General features: G+C 62.1%; 13 protein-coding genes and 1 pseudogene. 6 read left to right on the plus strand and 8 right to left on the minus strand.

The features are described 5' to 3' along the window. Positions 1 to 11: 11 nt before the first annotated feature. A complete protein-coding gene (gene ydiJ / locus DW49_RS0102315) occupies positions 12 to 3,059 on the minus strand; it encodes a D-2-hydroxyglutarate dehydrogenase YdiJ (RefSeq protein WP_005618090.1) in 3,048 nt (1,015 codons plus the stop codon). A gap of 154 nt (positions 3,060 to 3,213) precedes the next feature. Between ydiJ and DW49_RS0102320 the strand changes: the two genes are divergently transcribed. The 4 genes from DW49_RS0102320 (at position 3,214) to DW49_RS0102335 (ending at position 7,808) form a co-directional block, all read left to right on the plus strand. Then, positions 3,214 to 4,119 carry a LysR substrate-binding domain-containing protein gene (locus tag DW49_RS0102320; RefSeq protein ID WP_005618087.1) on the plus strand — a complete coding sequence of 302 codons (906 nt, stop codon included), beginning with the start codon at positions 3,214 to 3,216 and terminating at the stop codon, positions 4,117 to 4,119. 24 nt (positions 4,120 to 4,143) lie between these two features. Next, complete coding sequence (locus DW49_RS0102325; protein ID WP_005618085.1) at positions 4,144 to 5,040, plus strand: LysR substrate-binding domain-containing protein; 897 nt, start codon at positions 4,144 to 4,146, stop codon at positions 5,038 to 5,040. 189 nt (positions 5,041 to 5,229) lie between these two features. Next, positions 5,230 to 6,552, plus strand: a complete 1,323-nt coding sequence (locus tag DW49_RS0102330; RefSeq protein ID WP_005618084.1) for an MFS transporter — start codon at positions 5,230 to 5,232, stop codon at positions 6,550 to 6,552. Further along, complete coding sequence (locus DW49_RS0102335; RefSeq protein ID WP_005618083.1) at positions 6,549 to 7,808, plus strand: metal-dependent hydrolase family protein; 1,260 nt, start codon at positions 6,549 to 6,551, stop codon at positions 7,806 to 7,808. Before DW49_RS0102330 ends, DW49_RS0102335 begins: the two co-directional genes overlap by 4 nt. Positions 7,809 to 7,815: 7 nt before the next feature. Here the strand turns inward: DW49_RS0102335 and DW49_RS0102340 are convergent, their stop codons facing one another. Further along, positions 7,816 to 8,715, minus strand: a complete 900-nt coding sequence (locus tag DW49_RS0102340) for a polysaccharide deacetylase family protein (protein ID WP_024420634.1) — start codon at positions 8,713 to 8,715, stop codon at positions 7,816 to 7,818. A 41-nt stretch (positions 8,716 to 8,756) separates the two neighbouring features. Beyond that, positions 8,757 to 9,875 carry a GNAT family N-acetyltransferase/peptidase C39 family protein gene (locus DW49_RS0102345; protein ID WP_005618079.1) on the minus strand — a complete coding sequence of 373 codons (1,119 nt, stop codon included), beginning with the start codon at positions 9,873 to 9,875 and terminating at the stop codon, positions 8,757 to 8,759. Between the two features lie 93 nt (positions 9,876 to 9,968). On the opposite strand from DW49_RS0102345, the gene DW49_RS0102350 reads away from it, so the two are divergent. Together DW49_RS0102350 and DW49_RS0102355 are read left to right on the plus strand one after the other, a co-directional pair. Then, positions 9,969 to 11,555, plus strand: coding sequence for a RimK family protein (locus DW49_RS0102350; RefSeq protein ID WP_024420632.1), 1,587 nt, complete (start codon positions 9,969 to 9,971; stop codon positions 11,553 to 11,555). 4 nt (positions 11,556 to 11,559) lie between these two features. Then, positions 11,560 to 12,489, plus strand: coding sequence for a magnesium transporter CorA family protein (locus tag DW49_RS0102355; protein WP_005618076.1), 930 nt, complete (start codon positions 11,560 to 11,562; stop codon positions 12,487 to 12,489). 4 nt (positions 12,490 to 12,493) lie between these two features. Here the strand turns inward: DW49_RS0102355 and DW49_RS0102360 are convergent, their stop codons facing one another. The 5 genes and pseudogenes from DW49_RS0102360 to lexA form a co-directional block, all read right to left on the minus strand. Then, a complete protein-coding gene (locus DW49_RS0102360) occupies positions 12,494 to 13,345 on the minus strand; it encodes an urea carboxylase-associated family protein (RefSeq protein ID WP_005618074.1) in 852 nt (283 codons plus the stop codon). 65 nt (positions 13,346 to 13,410) lie between these two features. Then, positions 13,411 to 16,505, minus strand: a pseudogene (locus tag DW49_RS01000000128000) (error-prone DNA polymerase). Continuing rightward, the gene (locus DW49_RS0102370; RefSeq protein WP_005618073.1) at positions 16,502 to 17,917 is read right to left on the minus strand and encodes a Y-family DNA polymerase; all 1,416 of its coding nucleotides are present in this window, start codon (positions 17,915 to 17,917) and stop codon (positions 16,502 to 16,504) included. The pseudogene DW49_RS01000000128000 and the gene DW49_RS0102370 overlap by 4 nt, the downstream one beginning before the upstream one ends. A gap of 7 nt (positions 17,918 to 17,924) precedes the next feature. Continuing rightward, entirely contained in the window at positions 17,925 to 18,545 is a 621-nt protein-coding gene (gene imuA / locus DW49_RS0102375) for a translesion DNA synthesis-associated protein ImuA (protein ID WP_024420631.1), read from the minus strand. Continuing rightward, on the minus strand, positions 18,545 to 19,162 hold the full coding sequence (lexA, locus tag DW49_RS0102380; protein ID WP_005618069.1) for a transcriptional repressor LexA: 618 nt from the start codon (positions 19,160 to 19,162) through the stop codon (positions 18,545 to 18,547). Before lexA ends, imuA begins: the two co-directional genes overlap by 1 nt. Positions 19,163 to 19,376: the final 214 nt, after the last annotated feature.

A 19,376-nucleotide genomic window follows, 5' to 3' on the forward strand; every position in this document is an offset into this window, starting at 1 on the left:
GTGCGTCCTGGTTACCGCGCCCGCACCCGTTCCAGCAGCACTTGCAACGGATGCTGCACAACCTTGCCATCCTGGCGTTTGACCTGACTGCGGCATGAGTAGCCGTCGGCAAGCAGTCGGCCTTCGCCGCCGTGACGCACCACCAGCGGTTGCCAGGACTGGCTGTAAATAGTGTCGCTGGTTTTCGCGTTTCGGGTCTCGTGCCCATAGGTGCCGGACATGCCACAGCAGCCGCTGGCCAGCACTTCCAGCTTGAGGCCTGCGCGAGCGAAGGCTTTCTGCCAGAGGCCGACGCTGCCCGGTTCGTTGGTCTTTTCGGTGCAGTGCGGCAGGAAGTAATAGGTTTCATCCGACTGAACGTCGCCCTGCGCCTCAAGCTCGGTCGCCAGCCACTCCTGCGGAAGCAGGACGGTCGGCACGTTCTCCTCGCCCAGCGTCTTGCTGTACTCCTGGCGATAAACCAGGGTCATGGCCGGATCCAGACCAATCAGCGGGATGCCGTACCCGGCCAGCTTGCCCAGCGACTGGCTGTTGAAGCTGGCGGCTTTTTCAAACGCGGCTAGAAAGCCCTGCACCTGCAACGGCTTGCCGTTGGGCGCAAACGGCGCGAGATAGACCCGATAACCCAGGCGCGAGATCAGCTCCAGCCAGTCTGCGGCCAGTGGTGTTTCGAAATAACGGGTAAACGCGTCCTGCACCAGCACCACCGTGCGCTTGCGCTCCTGATCAGTCAGCGCGGCCAGCCGCTGCGGTGTGGCGATGCCGACATTCCAGCGTGCGCAGGCGGCACGAAAGTCCATCAGGCTCAGCAACGGGCTGTCGACCATCCCGGCCACGTGTTCAAGCAGGTAACGCACCGGTTTTGCGCCCATGACCGCGTTATACAACTTTGGAAAGCGCGCCAGGTGCGGAATGCTGAATTCCAGCGAGCCGATCAGGTAGTCCTTGATCGGACGCAGGTAGCGGCTGTGGTACAGCTCCAGAAAACGCGAACGAAACTCGGGCACGTTGACCTTGACCGGGCATTGCCCTGCGCAGGACTTACAGGCCAGGCAACCGGCCATGGCGTCGTAGACTTCATGAGAAAAATCCTTCTGCCCCGCCACTCTGGCCACGCTGTTTACAGTGCGCTCGGCCAGGCTTTTCAGCACGTTGGCAGTGCGAGCTCTGGCGGCGGCCGTCAATACGTTCACGTCCTGCTCGCCTTGCAGGCGCAGCCACTCTCGCACCAGCGAGGCGCGGCCCTTGGGGGAGTGAATGCGGTCGCGGGTGGCTTTCCACGACGGGCACATGGCGTCGTCGGTGTCGTAGTTGTAACAGGCCCCATTGCCGTTGCAATGCAGCGCGCTGTCGTAGCTCTGCCACACACGCTCGTCGATCGTGCGGTCCAGATCGCCACGCAGCGTCACTTCATCCACCTGCGTCAGACGCGCATCGGGCACCGTCGCAGGCGTGGCGATCTTGCCGGGGTTGAGCTGGTTGAACGGGTCACAGGCTGCTTTCAGCGCCTGCAACGCCGGGTACAGTTCGCCGAAATACTCGGGCACGTATTGCGAACGCAGGCCTTTACCGTGCTCGCCCCACAGCAAGCCGCCGTAACGCTTGGTGAGCGCAGCAACGGCGTCGGAGATCGGGCGAATCATTGCCGCCTGCGCCGGGTCTTTCATGTCCAGAATCGGCCGCACGTGCAGCACGCCCGCATCCACATGGCCGAACATCCCGTATTGCAGGCCGTAGCTGTCCAGCAACGCGCGAAATTCCTGAATGTAGTCAGCCAGATTTTCCGGCGGCACGGCGGTGTCTTCCACAAACGGCTGCGGCCGCGCTTCGCCCTTGACGTTGCCGAGCAAGCCCACCGAGCGTTTGCGCATGGTGTAGACGCGGCTCACGGCAGCGCTGCCGGTCGCTAGCGTGTGGCCAAGGCGCACCACCGAAGTGTCTGTTTGCAGGTGCGCGACGAATGCATGAACGCGCTGCTCCACCTCCTCCAGTTCATCGCCGCTGAACTCGATCAGGTTGATGCCCAGCGTCGGCGTGGCGGTGTCCTGTGGGAAATATTCAGCCACGCCGTGCCAGACGATGTCCTGCATCGCCAGCATCAGCACCTTGGAGTCGACGGTTTCGATGGACAGCGGCTTGTGCGCCATCAATGCCTTGGCGTCGCGCAGAGCGTCCATAAAGCCTGCGTAACGCACGTTGACCAGAATCGAATGCCTGGGAATCGGCAGCACGTTGAGCCGGGCTTCGACGATAAACCCCAGCGACCCTTCGGAACCGCACAGCACACTGTTGAGGTTGAAACGCCCGTCTTCCTCACGCAGGTGCGCCAGGTCGTAACCGGTCAGGCAACGATTGAGCGGCGGGAAGATATCCTTGATCAGTTGCGCCTGAGTATCGGCAATCTGCTGCGCGCAGCGGTACACATCACCGGCCCGGTCAACCCCTGCCTGCTCGCGGGTCAACTGCTCGGCGCCCATCGCCTGGCTGTGAACGTACGAACCACCCAGCAACACGGTCGTCAGGTCCAGCACGTGGTCGCGGGTTTTGCCGTAAGTGCAACTGCCCTGCCCGCTGGCGTCGGTGTTGATCATGCCGCCCACTGTGGCGCGGTTGGAGGTCGACAGTTCCGGCGCGAAAAACAGCCCGTGCGGCTTCAACGCTGCGTTGAGCTGGTCCTTGACCACGCCGGTCTGCACCCGTACCCAGCGCTCCTCGATGTTGATTTCGAGGATGTTGTTCATGTGCCGCGACAGATCGACCACCACGCCATCGGTCAGCGACTGACCATTGGTGCCGGTGCCGCCGCCCCGTGGGGTGAGCACCACCTGTTTGTGCTCGGGCCGTGCTGCCAGCCGGGCGACGATCGCCACATCGTGGCTGTCCATCGGAAAGACCGCCGCCTGTGGCAGGCGCTGATAGATGGAGTTGTCAGTGGCCAGCACCGTGCGCGACCCGTGGTCCCTGGCGATTTCGCCGCGAAAGCCACCCTCAACCAAGGCAGTGAGGAAACGGTCGTAGTGGCCCACCTGTTCGGTGGTCGGCTTCAACAGGGCAATCATGGTGGTCTTCCTGGCTGGCTAGGCGTTTTATATGCAAAGCACGTATGCTTTGAAACGCTCGAATGCATGGCGTCATCAACGGTTACAGGGATTCTCCCGCCTGCCATGCTTCAGTGCAAACGTAAAACCTGCCGTTTTTCCATGAGTTTTATGAATGAACACGCGAAGACTGACGCCCTCGATGTCACTGCTGCTGGCTTTCGAGGCCGCCGCACGGCATGGCAGCTTTACCAAAGCCGCCGAAGAACTGGCCCTGACCCAGAGCGCGGTCAGCCGCCAGGTGCAGGCACTGGAGGCGCAACTGCAGGTCGAGCTGTTCAAACGGGACGGCAGGCGCATCGAACTGACCACCGCTGGTGCGCTGTATCAGCACGAACTGGCCGCCGCACTGGGCCGTATCCGCAGTGCAACCCTGCAAACCATTGCGCACAAGGCCGAAGGCGGCACGCTGCATCTGGCGGTACTGCCGACGTTTGGCTCCAAGTGGCTGCTGCCGCGCATGAATGACTTTTACACCCGCCACACAGGCTACGTGGTGCACATCCACTCGCGCATCGTGCACGCCGACCTGACGCCCGCGGCCAGCGAAATGAACGCAATCATCTGTGCGGGCCACGGTCACTGGCCGGGTTATATCGCACACCCGCTGGTCAGCGAAAAACTGGTGGTCATCGCCAGCCCCGGTGCGCTTGCGGGCTACCAATCGATGACCCCGCCGCAAGTTGCCCAGCAGTCGTTGCTCAGCGTGGTGTCGCGACCCAATGCCTGGTCGGACTGGTTCGACAGTAATCAACTGGCCCATCACGTTATGCGTCCTGGCCCGAGCTTCGAGTTGACCTCGCACCTTATTCAGGCCGTAGCCGCCGGGATCGGTATCGCCCTGGTGCCGCGCATTCTGGTGCAGGACGAGATCAGCAGCGGTGAACTGGTCACGCTGTTCGAGCCGCTGGACAGCGGACGCAATTATTATCTGGCCTACGCCACGCGCTTTCAGAATCTGCCGTCGCTGTGCGTGTTCAGAGACTGGCTGCTGTCGACGCCCTTTCCCGACCCTTTGTAAAACCTGCCCGCAACAGGAGCCACCGTGCGTATCGAACCCCTGCCGCCGCTGCAAAACCTGATCGCTTTCGAAGCCGCTGTGCGCCACGGCAGTTTTACCCGCGCCGCCACCGAGCTGAACCTGACGCAAAGTGCAATCAGTCGGCAGGTTGCGCAACTGGAGGAGTTTCTTGGTCGGGCGTTATTTCGCCGTGAGCACAAACGCATTCACCTGACCGTCGCCGGGCAGATCTACGCCGAGCAGATTCAACGCATGCTGACCCTGTGCGCCGAAGCCACCGCGCAAGTCATCACCCACAGCGGCGAGCAACAATTGACCCTGGCCTGCTCCAGTGGCGTGGCCGCCCTGTGGCTCGGTCCGCTTTTGGGACGTTATCGTGATGCATTCCCGGCCGTGGACATCCGCCTGCGGGTGGTCGACGGGCTGGATTCATTGATCCGCGCCGAATTCGATCTGGCGCTGTATTTTCTGCGCGAAACGTCGCCGGCAGGCCTGGACAGTCGTTTGCTGTTCGCCGAATCAGTCAACGCTTATTGCTCGCCCGACTACCTGAACGGTCAGGTGCTGGAGCCTGCGCAACTGCTGGATCATTGCCTGTTGATGCTCGAAGACGGGCAGCGTCAGTGGCTGTCCTGGGGCGACTGGTTCGCCCGCCTGGGGGTCGATGCGTCGCTGATACGCCAGCGCATGACCGTCAACCTCTACCCGGTGCTGGTGGACCTGGCGGTCGCCGGGCATGGCATTGTGCTCGGCTGGCAGCCGATGATTGATCGCCACGTGCAATCCGGTGCGCTGGTGCCTGCCTGCAACGCCAGCGTTGGCGCGGTGGGCGGTTATTACCTGCTGACCCCCAGCGGCAAGATGCCCCGACGCGCAGCGCGTGCTTTCGAGAAATGGCTGAGCGACGAAATAACCCCATAAACTCAACACCTGCATGCGCCCAGCGCATGCAAACCTGCGTAATGAGCGTTTTCTCAAAGTCCGGCCAGCGCCTACTCTCGACGTAAACGGGCACAAGACCTGATTGCGCTGCACCCAACCATTCTGCCCCTTTATCAATGCAGCCATTGCAGGGGGCCTCCCTGCGTGTATCGCATGCAGGAGCTAACAGTGAGCACTACACAACACCCCGCCTCACGCCGCCATGACCAGACCCATCATCAAAAAGCCCGTCGAGCGGTCACCGCGACCGTCATCGGCAATGGCCTGGAATGGTTCGACTTCACGGTCTACAGCTTTTTCTCGGTGATCATCGCCAAGGTGTTTTTCCCCACCGGCAGCGAACTGACCTCTTACCTGTTGGCATTGGCGACCTTCGGCGTCGGCTTTTTCATGCGCCCGGTGGGCGGCATCGTGCTGGGCATCTACAGCGACAAGCGCGGCCGCAAGGCGGCGTTGTCACTGACCATCCTGCTCATGGCGCTGGGCACATTGATCATCGGCCTGACCCCGAGCTTCGCGCAGATCGGCTACCTGGCACCGGTGCTGATTGTCCTGGCGCGGCTGCTGCAAGGCTTCTCTGCGGGGGGCGAAATGGGCAGCGCCACGGCGTTTTTGACCGAGCACGCGCCCTCAGGCAAGAAGGCCTTCTACTCCAGCTGGATTCAGGCCAGCATCGGCGTTGCCGTGCTGCTTGGCTCTGCGCTGGGCGCGGTCTTGTCGAGTTACCTGACCCAGGCGCAGCTTGAGAGCTGGGGCTGGCGCGTGCCGTTCCTGATTGGCACGTTGATCGGCCCGGTGGGCTTTTACATCCGCAGCCGGGTCGATGAAAGCCCTGCATACGAGGCAGTCAGGCCTGTCGAATCCCCTTTGCGCGAAGTGATCAAGACCTACCCGCGCCAGACCCTGATCAGTTTTTCGTTGGTGGTGCTGTGGACCGTCTGCACCTACGCGGTGCTGTTCTACATCCCCTCCTATGCCCAGCGCGTGCTTGGCTTGCCGTCATGGATGGGCTTCAGCGCCGGCATGATGGGCGGCGCGGTGCTGATCATCGCCACACCGATTGTCGGCGCTCTGGCTGACCGCAGCGGGCATCGCCCGTGGTTGCTGGGCTCGGCGATTGCCATTTTTTTCAGTGCTTACCCGATGTTTCTGTTCATCAACCAGATGCCGGGGCTGTTTTCACTGCTGATCTTCGAACTGGTGCTCGGCCTGCTGATCTCCGGTTATATCGGCTCGATTCTCGCCGCCTTTGGTGAGCTGCTGCCGACCCACGTGCTGTCCACCGGGCTTTCGGTGGCCTACAACTTTGCCGTAACAATCTTCGGCGGTTTCGCCACCTTCACCATCACCTGGCTGATTGCCTCGACCGGCAGCAACCTGGCGCCGGCCTTCTACATCATGTTTGCCGCCGTCGTCAGCGGCATCGGCGCGTTGCTTTACCGTGACCGCGCACCTGCTGGCCATCAGCCTTTGTCTGGAGCCTACCCATGAGTACCGCTGATACCCCCCGCCTGATTCTGCGCAACGGCCGTCTGCTGGACCTGCAACAGGGGCGATTGATCTCGGGACAGGAAGTCGTGATCGAGGGCGAGCGGATCGTCGCGGTGCGTGCCGAGGGTGAAGCTGCCCCGGCAGATGCGCAAGTGATCGATCTGGGCGGCAGAACCCTGATGCCCGGCCTGATCGACTGCCATGTGCATGTGCTGGCGTCCAACGCCAACCTGGGCATGAACGCGCTGCAACCCAACGCGATCATCATGTACCGAGCCTTGCCGATTCTGGCCGCAATGCTCAATCGCGGTTTCACCACCGTGCGCGACGCCGGAGGGGCCGACTGGGCGCTGGCACGTTCGATCCAGATGGGCCTGATTCCCGGACCAAGAATATTTGCCTCCGGCAAGGCACTGTCGCAGACCGGCGGGCATGGCGACATGCGCGCACGCGGCGAACTGTTGCTCAACGAACCTTGCTCGTGCTGCTTCCGCGCCGGGGCCATCGCCCGCGTTGTAGACGGCGTCGATAATGTGCGCCTGGCGGTGCGCGAAGAGCTGCAACAGGGGGCCAACCAGATCAAGATCATGGCCTCCGGCGGCGTTTCTTCGCCGACCGACCCGATTGCCAACACCCAGTACAGCGAGGCCGAAATCCGCGCAATCGTCGATGAAGCGGCCGCAGCCAACACCTACGTCATGGCCCATGCCTACACTGCCCGAGCCATTAGGCGCGCCATCGAGTGCGGCGTACGGACCATCGAGCACGGCAATCTGGTGGACGCCGACACCGCTCGGCTGATGGCCGAAAAAGGCGCGTTTGCGGTGCCGACTCAGGTGACCTACGAAATGCTCGCAGAATACGGCGAACGCTTTGGCCTGCCTGCTGACTCCGTGGCCAAGATCGAGGACGTGCGTCAGGCCGGGCGCAACGCGCTGTTACTGTTCGCCGAAGCGGGCGTGCCGATGGGCTATGGCTCTGACCTTTTGGGCGAAATGCACGAATACCAGACCCATGAACTGAAGATTCGCGCGGAGTTGCTCGGCAATCTGGCGGCGCTGCGCAGTGCAACCTGTGTTGCCGCGCAGATACTTCAGCGCGAAGGTGAACTGGGTTGCATCGCGGCGGGTGCGATTGCCGACCTGCTGGTGGTGGACGGCGACCCGCTGAGCGATATCAACTGCCTGGTCGGCCAAGGCGAGCAACTGGCGATGATTGTTCAGGGTGGTCAGGTGCGCAAGAACACCCTGGCCTGATCAGCCGTCAGTCGGCGTTGTGGTCCCAGATCCAGTTCCACACGCCGGGTAGCTGCACGGGTTGCGCATCGTCCTTGACGGTGCGCGCCAGGGCTGCGCGCTGCAATTGCGCGGTGTCGTCGTAGAACGGTTTTTGCGCAAGCCGCACACCGGTCTGCCGGGCGCTGTCGACCAGAATCTGCAGATACTCCCGCGCATGGCGCGCGGTGTAGCGGTTCAGGTCATGAAAGGTCACCACCACCGGAACCACGCCATCCACTGCGGGCAGTTCGCCGGCGGCGATACGTTCGCGCACCTGGGACAGCTGGCTGACCATGTTCGAGCGGCGGCGCAGGCTGAAATTGTAACCCCATATCTTGCCGTCATTGGCGCTCAGGTCAGTCAGCAGCACCCGCAGATCGTGCCGCTGATAGGCGCTGAATGTGCGTTTGTCGTAGTTCCAGAATGGCGGCCGCAGCAAGAGCGTCCGTGAGCCGGTAATCGAAGCCAGAATGGCGCAGCCCTTGGTCAGCGATTGCTCCAGCTCTTCATCGGTCAGCGAGCGATGGTTGGTGTGGTGCGGCGTTGCCGAGTGGAAACCCAACAAATGACCGTCGGCATGCTGACGCTGCATGATCGCCCGCCCCTGATCACTGTTGCCCGCCCCCGTCGCACCGGTTTGCACGAAAAACAGTGCCTTGATGTTCGGTTCAAGCGGGTTGTCCGCCAGGCTGTCGAGCACCGTGACGGTCGGGTTGTAAAATGTCGATGCGCTGGGGCCATCGTCGAAAGTCAGCAAAAAGCGAACCGGCGGCTGCTGACGCAACTTTTCGGTGGTGGCTGCCGTCAGCGGGACCGGCGCACTGATGCAGGCCGACAGGCTGAGGGCGATGCCGAGCATCCACAGGGTGTTGAAAAGGGGTTTCATCGGGATGCCGGATCCTTTAAGTGAACGGCTTAAGCAGCGTGTCAAACCGGCGCATGATCATCCACCGGCGCAGCAAACACAATCACTGCGGCGCGCAATTTATCGGCACCAAAACAGCTCATGCGGTTGAAGTCGGCATGGCTCACGGGCATGTGCTGGCAGTCGATTGCCTGACGGTGCAGGCTGTGATCGATATCGGGATCATGCAGGTAGACAAAATCGCTGTCGCAGCCGGTCACCATCACCCAGTGCGGGGCCTTGGAGCGTGTCAGGCGATAGCTGCTGATCAGCACCAACGGCCTGCCGCCCTCGGCCAGCAGACGTGGCAGGTGCAACGAGCGATTGGGCAGCGTCTGCACGCTGGACGTTGCCAGCTCGCGACAGAATTGCTCGTGAACCAGGCGAATCACCTGCTTTTTTTGCTCGCTGCGCACACCGCCGAGAAATAGCGGACCAGACACCGAGACCAGCAGGTCAGCGGCAAAGCCCCGTCGCCACGCCGCCAGCGCCAACCCTTGCGGGCTGCAGCCGCCGTGGCCGGAAGTCATGAATACCGTGGTCGCTTCACGCCATATCTGCAACTCTTCGGCCCGGCTCATGGAACGCTCGGGTTGCAGGGCTTTCATGGCCATCAACAGGCAGGCCGGGCCGCAGGTGAAATCAAGCGTCTGCTGGTAGTAAGGCACCGGGCGACTGTCTTGCCGAGCGTGCTCGACGATACGTTTCTCGTAGCGCAGCGCCGGGGCATGGTCCTGATAATAATCGTCAACCTGAGCGAAGCGGCGATACCCGCTGCGCTCGTACAGCGCGATGGCTGCCACGTTGTCGGGGCGCACTTCCAGCCGCAGGTAGGCGCAATCGCGCTCCACGGCCTGCTGTTCGGCGCGCAGCAATAACTGCCCGCCCAGCCCCTGCCCTCTGACGGAGTCGGCAATCGCGAGCGAATACAGACGCCCCAGCGAAGTGCCGCGATGAAACAGCACCAGCGCGTAGCCGGTTAGCTGACCTGCGGGCTCGGCGACGATCAGGCACGCATTGGCGCGGCGAATCATCCAGTGAAAACTGCGTGGCGTCAGCCGGTCGCCTTCAAAGCACTCATTCTCCAGAACCAGCAACGCCTCGACATCGTCTGCCACGGCATCACGAAATATAAAGTCCATCTGCACCGCCGTAAAAGTTGTGTAACGAAACGGGACATTTCAAAAAGCACATGCTTAATAGAAAGGACTTGTTTCCCATCGGATCGATTACACATGTCAGCGGCACAGGTGAAGATGAACGAAGTATCGGCGCAACTTGCACGTTCGGCAACAACCAAACAGGCAGACCCCACTCCCCCCTTTGCAGCGCAGAGGCAACTGGTGATCATTGTCGAGAGGCTTGAAGACTGGGCATCGTACTTTCCCAGCGAAGACTTGATCAGCGCTCAGGACTACCTGGAAAAACCGCTGAAAGCCACGGCCGGCAAGCGCGTACAGGTCATCAACCTGTGCCGCAGCTACAAATACCTGGGCCACGGTTATTACTGTTCGCTGCTGGCCGAAGCACGCCAGCACACTGTAATCCCTTCGGTTAAAACCATCAGCGAGTTGACCCGCAAGTCACTTTACGGTCTGGCACTCGATGACCTGGACAAGTTGCTGGAGACCGCACTTGAGGATCACCCCTATGACAACACCGAAGGCTTTACCCTGACGCTGTATTTCGGCCAGACCACACTTGAACCGTTGAAAGACCTGGCCCGCCAGTTGTTTGAGGCGTTTCCCTGCCCGATCCTCATGATCGAGTTTCGCAAGCGTGACAATTGGCACATCGCCGGTATCAAGGCCGGTGCCCTGCCGCGTTTGCGCGATGATCAGCAGGATGAATTCGCCATTGCGCTGGACGGTTTCAGCCGCAAGATCTGGCGACAACCCAGCTCTCGCCGCTTGGCACGCTATGACCTGGCGATTCTTCACGACCCGCAGGAGCAACTGCCGCCCTCCAATGCTGAGGCGCTGGCCAACTTCATTCGTGTCGGTCAGCGTCTGGGCATCGATGTCGAGCTGATTGAAAAGAAGGACTACGCCCGTCTGGCCGAATACGACGCGCTGTTGATTCGCGAAACCACCAGCGTCGACAACCACACGTACCGTTTTGCCAAAAAGGCCGAAAGCGAAGGCCTGGTGGTCATGGATGATCCCACCTCGATTTTGCGCTGCACCAACAAGGTGTACCTGACCGACCTGCTGAAAAGCCATGACCTGGGCATGCCACGCACCGAAATCCTCTACAAGGACCGCCCCGAGGAGCTGCAACACGTGGCGAAACGATTGGGCTTCCCGTTGGTGCTGAAAATCCCTGACGGTTGTTTCTCCAGAGGCGTAATCAAGGTCAGTACGCCAGAAGAAATGCACACCGCGACAGCCCAATTGTTCGAACATTCGGTCTTGCTGCTGGCGCAGGAGTTTTTCTACACCGAATACGACTGGCGCATCGGCATTCTCAATCGCAAACCGATCTTCGCCTGCCAGTACTTCATGTCCAAGGGCCACTGGCAGATATACAACCACAAGGCAATTGGCGCCGAGGTGATTGGCGAATGCCGCACGCTTGCAGTGCACGAAGCACCCCGCGCGGTGGTTGAACTGGCGCTCAAGACCGCCAACCTGATTGGTGACGGGCTTTACGGGGTGGACTTGAAGCAGTCCGGCGAGCAGGTGGTGGTGATCGAGGTCAACGACAACCCGAATCTGGATGCCGGTATCGAAGACGCTTACTTACAGGACGACCTGTACAGCCTGGTGCTGGAAGAGTTTGTTCGCCGCCTGGAGCTCAAACGCCTCGGCCAGGCATGGTAACGCGATGATTCAAGGTCTGAAACTCGATGACGGCCGCTTGCACGCCTGTGATCCGCAGCGGGCTCAGGTGCTGTGGTTCAGCAAGCCCGATGCCGGTGAGCGCAGGTTGTTGCTGGAGCGGTTCCACCTTGATGAGCACGCCGTGGCCTCGGCGCTCGACCCGGACGAGATCTCGCGCATCGAGTTTCACCACGACGCGCTGTTTCTGATCTGGAAACGCCCGGAAAACTACTCGGGCAAGGACAGCTTCTCGTTCGACGTCTCGTCATTCGGCGTGTTGTTGAGTGAGCATCACCTGGTGCTTATCTGCCCTGACGATCAGCCCCTGAGCGCTCTGGGGGCTCATCGTCCGCTGAACCAGCCGCTGGATATCCTCCTGGAATTGCTGTTCAACAACATTCACCACTACCTGGGCCACTTGAAGGTCATCAAGATGGTCGCGCGGGAATTGCAGCAGAAATTCAACTCGTCACTGGAAAACCGCCACCTGCTGCAGATGTTCAACCTCAGCGAAAGCCTGGTGTATTACATCAACGCCATCCACAGCAACGGCGCGGTGCTGACGCACCTGCGCAACCATGCGCAAGGCAAGCAATACGGCGCGGCCAGCCTGGCGCTGATCGACGACATGATCATCGAGAACGACCAGTGCTACAAACAGGCAGAAATCTACTCCACGGTGTTCGCCGGGCTGATGGACGCGCGAGGCAATCTGGTCAACAACAGCACCAACACGCTGCTGCGCAAACTGACCTTGATCAACGTGGTGTTTTTGCCCCTGAACCTGATCGCCGGGATCGGCGGCATGTCCGAATTCAGCATGATGACCGCCCCGCTGCACTGGTGGGTCGCGTACCCTGCGTTGCTGCTGGCAATGCTCGGGATGGGGGCGGTGATGGTCTGGGGGTTACGCAAAATGGCCCGCTCGGCCTGAGCCGTTACTTTTCCCAATCGGCCTTGGCAATCTGCAAACCATGCAGGCCGTTATACGCCGCACGCTCGGGCGACTGCCAGCCCTCCAGCAGCGAGGCGTCGAGGTCATAGATCTCGACACCCAACGGTCGGCAAACGCTCAACGGGTCCTGCGCGTCCGGCCCCCACATTGGCAACGACAGGTCGCCACCCGGGCAGGTCGACAAGGCACACAGCAGGTCGATCTCTGCGAAGAACTCCAGGTAGTCGCCCTTCTGCGCCGGGCAGGCTTTCATGAAATACATGTCGTCGTGGTTCAGGCCGGTGCACTGAAAGATGTTCAGCACATCGTGCACATCAAACTCGGTCAAACCGTGCGGCAGCACTGCGCGGGTCAGGTTCGAGTGGCAGTGATGATGAAAGTCTTCGCCGGTGAGCATCTTGTTGACGTAGGGGTCGCAGCGCGTACCCAACAGGTCGTGCAGGCGCCCGCCATGTTCGTCGATGCCATAGCTGGCCAGGCTGTCATCAGTGATCGTCACCAGCGGCCGCAAAAACGGCAGGTTCGACCATAACCGGTCATGGGTGCTGACATGCGCGCCCTGCAACTGCCGCGTCCGCGCCGCCCACAGCCGCTCACGAGGGTCATGGGCATTCCACACGTTGAAATCACCCACTTGCGGGCCAACCGGTGTGGTAACGCGAAACACCTGCCCGGCCTTGACCTTCCAGGCTCGCCCGGTACGAATCGGCACTTCAAACTGCTCGACCAGCGTGCGTTGCTGCACATTCGCACGCAGGCGCTCGTAAAACGCCGTGTCCACTTGCAGCGCTGCGCCTTTGCTGACCTGGTAGGCGGCTGGGTAGTCTTTGTACATTCAGGGCTTCTCGTTGGCAGGATGGGGTGGTTTGCGTTGCAAGTTGCGGGGCGAGTCTGATTCGATCACTGAAAATCCCGACTGCGCACCTCCAGCCCGGTCAGCAGCGGCGTCAGGTCATACAGCCGCTGGGCGATCAGGTGGCGTACGCCGTTGTTGGACTCCAGCCGCCCGAACACTTGCAGCAACTGCGAGCCGACCAGCACCTTGCGTTGACGCTCGGCCAGGTCGCGCCAGACCACGACGTTGACCATGCCGAATTCGTCTTCCAGGGTCACGAAGGTCACGCCGCTGGCGGTGCCCGGTCGTTGGCGGCCGATGACCAGCCCCGCCACGCTGAGGGTCCGGTTGTTTTCCAGGGTCAGCAGGTCCTGCGAGCTACGAAAGCGTTTGGCCGCCAGCTGCCGACGCAGCAACGCCAGTGGATGCGGGCCGAGGGTGGTGCCCAGTGTGGCGTAATCGGCCACCAGGTCTTCGGCCACTGTCGGTAACGGCAGCGTCACCTGGACCTCTTCGCTGGTCAGTTCATCGAACAACGGGCGCTGGGCTTCGACGCCTGCCACCTCCCAGCGCGCCCGGTGTCGATGGCCGATCAGGCCGCGCAAGGCCCCGGAGTCCGCCAGCGCTTCGGCAGCACGTGAGTCCAGCCCGGCGCGCTGAGTCAGGTCGGTGGCATCGGCAAATGGCCGTTTCGCGCGCGCCGCTTCGATGCGCAGGGCGTCTTCTTCACGAAAGCTGCGCAGCATGCGCAGCCCGAGGCGAATCGCCAGGTTACGCGTGCTGTCGGTGTGATCGAGCGGCTCCAGCGTGCAATCCCAGTGGCTGTAACGCACGTCCACCGGGCGAATTTCGATGTGATGGCGGCGAGCATCCTGCAACAACTGATCCGGGCTGTAGAAACCCATCGGCCAGCTGTTGATCAGTGCGCAGGTAAAGGCTGCCGGTTCATGGCATTTAAGCCAGCAACTGGCGTAGGTCAGCAAGGCAAAACTGGCGGCATGCGACTCGGGAAAGCCGTAGCTGCCAAAGCCCTTGATCTGTTCGAAGATGCGGTCGGCAAAATCCGCCTCGTAGCCGTTTGCCAGCATGCCGGTGCGCAGGCGCTCGCGATGCGGGTCCAGCCCGCCATGACGCTTCCAGGCCGCCATCGCACGGCGCAGCTGGTCGGCCTCGCCGGGGGTGTAGTCGGCGGCGATGATCGCCACTTCCATGACCTGTTCCTGAAACAGCGGCACGCCCAGGGTGCGTTCAAAGACACTTTTCAGTTTGGGCGGATAAGTAACGGCCTCTTCACCATTACGCCGACGCAGGTACGGATGAACCATATCGCCCTGAATCGGCCCGGGGCGGACGATGGCGACTTCGATGACCAGGTCGTAAAACTTTTCCGGCCTGAGGCGCGGCAGCATGGCCATCTGCGCACGGGACTCGATCTGGAATACGCCGATGGTGTCGGCGCGGCTGATCATTTCGTAGGTGGGTCGATCATCGCTGGGGAGACTGGCCAATGTCCACTGCTTGCCCCGGTGCAGGTGCACAAGATCGAACGTCCTGCGCAGGGCGCTGAGCATGCCCAGTGCAAGGATGTCGACTTTCAGCAGGTCGACCAGGTCCAGGTCGTCCTTGTCCCACTGAATGATGGTGCGCTCGGCCATCGCTGCGTTTTCGACCGGCACCAGCGTGTCCAGCGGGTGCTCGGAAATCACGAAACCACCCGGATGCTGCGACAGGTGCCGGGGGAAACCGATCAACTCGCCGGTCAGGGTCAGCACGCGCTTGAGAATGGGTGTTTCAGCATCGAAACCGTATTCGCGCAGGCGTTCGGCCGACGGCAGCGCATCGCTCCAGCGGCTGAACGCATCCGCCAGGGCGTTGATCTGGTCAGGTGGCAAACCCAGCACCTTGGCCACGTCACGCAGTGCGCCGGAACCGTGATAGGTACTGGCCACTGCGGTCAACGCCGCCCTGCCCCGACCATAACGCCGAAATATGTACTGAATGACTTCTTCGCGGCGGTCATGCTCGAAATCCACGTCGATGTCCGGTGGCTCGTCGCGCTCTTTGGAAATGAAGCGCTCGAACAGCAGGTTGCTTTTTTCCGGGTTCAGTTCGGTGATCCCCAGCGCGTAACACACCGCCGAGTTGGCTGCCGACCCACGGCCCTGACAGAGAATGTGCTGGCTGCGGGCAAACTCGACGATGTCGTGGACTGTCAGAAAGTAGCTGTCGAACTTCTTTTCCGTGATCAGGGCCAGTTCCTTCTCGACCTGCGCCCGCGCCGCCACACTCAACCCCTTCGGCCAGCGCCTGCGAATACCGCGCTCGGTCAGCTCGCGCAGCCATGATGTGGCGGTTTGCCCCTTGGGCACCAGCTCGTGGGGATATTCATACTGCAATTGATCGAACGTGAAGATGCAGCGCCGGGCGATACGCAACGATTCGGCCAGCAGCCAGTCCGGGTAATGCTCGGCCAACGCATCCAGCGAACGCAAGTGACGCTCGCCGTTGGCAAACAGCAGATGCCCGGCCTCGGCCACCGTGGTGTGGTGGCGAATGGCAGTGATGGTGTCCTGCAGCGCGCGCCGACCCCGGGCGTGCATGTGCACATCACCACTGGCCACGGCCGGAATGGCCAATGACTGCGCCAGCGCGAGCAGGTCAGCCAGACGCTGCTCGTCATCCGCGCCGCGGTGCAACTCCACGCCCAGCCACAGGCGTTCGGCAAAACGCTCGCGCAACCAGTTGCCCTGCGCCAGACAGGCTTGAGCGTCGCCTTCGATATCGGCCAGCCAGATGGCCAGCAAACCGCCCGGCAAGTGATCGAAATCCTCGCGCAACAACCGGTACTCACCCTTTTTGGCCCTGCGCCGCGCCACCGTGATCAATGTGCACAGCGCCTGATAACCCGTCAGGTTCTCCACCAGCAGGACGATTTTCGGGCCGTTTTCGAGGTGCATTCGCTGCCGACGATCAGCGGCAACCCGGTGTCTTTTGACGCCTGCCAGGCGCGGACGATGCCTGCCAGGGTGCATTCATCGGTGATCGCCAGCGCCGCATAACCATGACGCAAGGCGCGGTCGAACAGTTCGCGGGCGCTTGAAGCGCCCCGCTGAAAGCTGAAGTTGGACAGGCAATGCAGTTCGGCGTACTCGGTGTTCATGCAAACCAGCCATGCAACAACAATTCGCCCTGCTCGCCAACGCTGCGATAGGCCCAGGCGCGCTGGCCATTGGCGGTTTCGACCAGATAATAGTCACGGCGCACATCGCCACCGTCCCACCAGCCGGACTCGATTCGCTCAGGGCCTGCGACTATGCGTGTCGCGTGAACCGGCAACGGCTGCGGCTCTCGCAGCAACCAGCCAGGGCGCGTACAGCCTCGCGCCGGCAAGACCGGTTTGCGGGTGCTTTGCGGCTGCCAGGCACATTCGGGGCGATGGTCGGCCTGGGCGCGCAAACCATTGACCGACTCGTCACCCAGCCGCGCACGCAAGCGTTCGCGCAGTTGCTCCCAGGGCAGGGTTTGCTGCACGCGCTCATCGAACAGCTCGCGGTGCGCCGGCACAAAGTCCGGCAGGTCACGGGCCTGCAAGCGCACTGCACGCACCGGCGAGGCCACCAGCACCTGTTCCAGCCTGCCACGGGCCAGTTCGAAGAGCATCGAGGGGTCGCGTTCGGCACTCAGCAACCCGACCGGGATCACGGTCTCGGGGCCCTCGACATGCTCCAGATGCAGGGCAAAGCGCTGTACGCCGCTGTCGCGCCCGGCCAGAAACAGGGCCAGATCGGCAATCAGGCGCTTGAGGGGGAACAGCAGGGCCTGATGCGATTCGACGTCGAAATTCAGCTCGATACGCACATCGAAAAAGTCAGGCGGCGTGTAGCACTCCAGCGCCACCGGGCGCTCGCCGAGCAATGTGTCGAGATGCTGCAGGACGCTGGCCGGAAAACGTCGCGCCAGGGTGTCGCGCGGCAAAGCCAGTACTTGCCGCACGTTGCGCAGGCCCATGCGCGTCAGGGCAGTGGCTGTTTCGCGACTCAGGCCGATGCGCTCCAGCGGCATCTGCTCCAGGGTGCGGCGCAGTTCATGCGGGCATTCGATGCTCAGTCCGTCATGCATGTTGGCGAGCATCCGCGCCGCGATCGGGTTGGGCGCGACCACAATGCGATGCCGAAAGCCCTGCGCGGTCAGTTCTTCACGCAGGCGCGCCTCGAACACCGGCCACGGCCCGAACAGTTTGAGGCTGGACTCGATTTCCATCAGCAGCACCCGCGGGTACTTGAGGCTGACACTGGAGCTGAACCCGTACGCCCAGGCGGCGAGCAGCTGTTGCAAGTCCTCGGTGTCGGCGGGGTCGTGGACGACCGTGGCGAAGTTGGGCACCAGTGCCTGCGCCGCCGTCAGCGACTGCCCGGCCCTCAGGCCCAGTGCCCGCGCAGCCGGGTTGACGGTTTGCAGGACGCGCCGATGCGCACTGCCGCTGATCAGCGCCAGAGGTTCATCGGGATCACTGCGACGACGCATGACGCCGTCGAGCGCCAGTTGCGGCAGCAAGACACAGGCCCACAGCATAAGAACCTCAAGCGTCGGTCGGGAATGGAATAGGGAAAGGCGGCGCAAGCCCGCCCCGGCACTTGAGCACCCGCAATTGTGCGGGCCGGGTATCGACGGCTATGCGCAGTGCCGCTGGCGAAGGGTTGGCGGCAGCCTGTTGAGGGCGGCAGGCGAAGGCCAGGGTCTGCCCGGTTTCGGCGGCGACCTGCAAGCGGCGCAATGCGCGGTCATCGACCATGCCGGGCCAGCACACCACTGCGCCGCAACTGCCGGAGCGCAGGCATTGTTCGGCGGCCCACAGGGCATCGCGGGTGCTCGCCTCGATCACCACCAGTTGACGCAGATCGACCCCGGCAGCCAGCCAGGCCTGCGGATAGGGAATGTAAGGCGGTGCGACCAGTACGATGCGCTCGCCGATACCCGAGAGCCGCGCCAGACTCGGCCACAGCAGGCGCAGTTCGCCACTGCCGTTGGCCGGGATGAGGATTTCGGTCAGCGCCGACGCGGGCCAGCCGCCGGTGGGCAAGGCACTGTCCAGCGTCGCATGACCGCTGGGGTGCGGGCTGACCTGCGGCGTGCTCTGCTGACGCCCCTTCCAGACCCTGCGTTCGTCCAGCAAGGCATCGAGGCTGATGACGGCGCCCATCATTCGCGCCGGACCAGCCCGCAGAACACGCCTTCGATGGCGAAGTCCTGATCGGGCGTGACGATGATCGGTTGATACGCCGGGTTGCGCGGCAGCAGGTGCAACTGATCGCCCCGGTGCTGCAAGCGCTTGATGGTGACCTCGCCGTCCAGACGGGCGACGACGATCTGCCCGTCATTGGCCTGCGGGTTGCGGTGCACGCCCACCAGGTCGCCATCGAGAATACCGTCCTCGATCATCGAGTCGCCCTGCACGCGCAGCAGGTAGTCCGGCACACGGGTAAAGGTGCTGCGATCCAGATGCAAGGTGGTGTGTATGTCCAGATCCGGCCCGATGGGTGCGCCTGCCGCCACGCGCCCCAGCACGGGTATTTCCAGCAGTTCGGGACGCGGCTCGGTGTTCAGCAGGCGAATGCCGCGTGCCTGGTGCGCCACGACTTCGATCAGGCCGGCTTCGGTCAGGGCCACGATGTGCTTGCGCGCCACGCTGCGCGAAGCAAAGCCGAAGGCCTCGGAGATTTCCGCCAGGCTCGGCGATTGCCCTTGCTGCGCGATGCGATAGCGGATGAAGGTAAGGATTGCGCTGCGACGGGGAGATAATGTGCTCATGGAGTACATTTGTACTCCTTTCGGTGTTTTGTGGCTAGCGCGGTTGGTCGGATTGGAGCGTAGGGATTATGAGCTCAGGGGCAGACGCACAGAGGGCATAACGTTCAAATACACCCATTGCGTCACACAGCGGTTCTGCAAGGTCAGTGATGTTTGTTTACGGCTCAAGGCACCTTTTCGCCCCTCGGCGCCCTACTTTGAGGGACCAAAGTAGGCAAAGTCC

Source organism: Pseudomonas avellanae BPIC 631 (assembly GCF_000444135.1).
GTDB classification, from domain to species: domain Bacteria; phylum Pseudomonadota; class Gammaproteobacteria; order Pseudomonadales; family Pseudomonadaceae; genus Aquipseudomonas; species Aquipseudomonas avellanae.

Excerpts from the sequence above, each read along its gene's own strand:
- ydiJ (WP_005618090.1), bottom strand. The coding sequence starts at position 3,059 with ATGATTGCCCTGTTGAAGCCGACCACCGAACAGGTGGGCCACTACGAC.
- DW49_RS0102320 (WP_005618087.1), top strand. The coding sequence starts at position 3,214 with ATGAACACGCGAAGACTGACGCCCTCGATGTCACTGCTGCTGGCTTTC.
- DW49_RS0102335 (WP_005618083.1), top strand. The coding sequence starts at position 6,549 with ATGAGTACCGCTGATACCCCCCGCCTGATTCTGCGCAACGGCCGTCTG.
- DW49_RS0102340 (WP_024420634.1), bottom strand. The coding sequence starts at position 8,715 with ATGAAACCCCTTTTCAACACCCTGTGGATGCTCGGCATCGCCCTCAGC.
- DW49_RS0102345 (WP_005618079.1), bottom strand. The coding sequence starts at position 9,875 with ATGGACTTTATATTTCGTGATGCCGTGGCAGACGATGTCGAGGCGTTG.
- DW49_RS0102350 (WP_024420632.1), top strand. The coding sequence starts at position 9,969 with ATGTCAGCGGCACAGGTGAAGATGAACGAAGTATCGGCGCAACTTGCA.
- DW49_RS0102355 (WP_005618076.1), top strand. The coding sequence starts at position 11,560 with ATGATTCAAGGTCTGAAACTCGATGACGGCCGCTTGCACGCCTGTGAT.
- DW49_RS0102360 (WP_005618074.1), bottom strand. The coding sequence starts at position 13,345 with ATGTACAAAGACTACCCAGCCGCCTACCAGGTCAGCAAAGGCGCAGCG.
- DW49_RS0102370 (WP_005618073.1), bottom strand. The coding sequence starts at position 17,917 with ATGCTGTGGGCCTGTGTCTTGCTGCCGCAACTGGCGCTCGACGGCGTC.
- imuA (WP_024420631.1), bottom strand. The coding sequence starts at position 18,545 with ATGGGCGCCGTCATCAGCCTCGATGCCTTGCTGGACGAACGCAGGGTC.
- lexA (WP_005618069.1), bottom strand. The coding sequence starts at position 19,162 with ATGTACTCCATGAGCACATTATCTCCCCGTCGCAGCGCAATCCTTACC.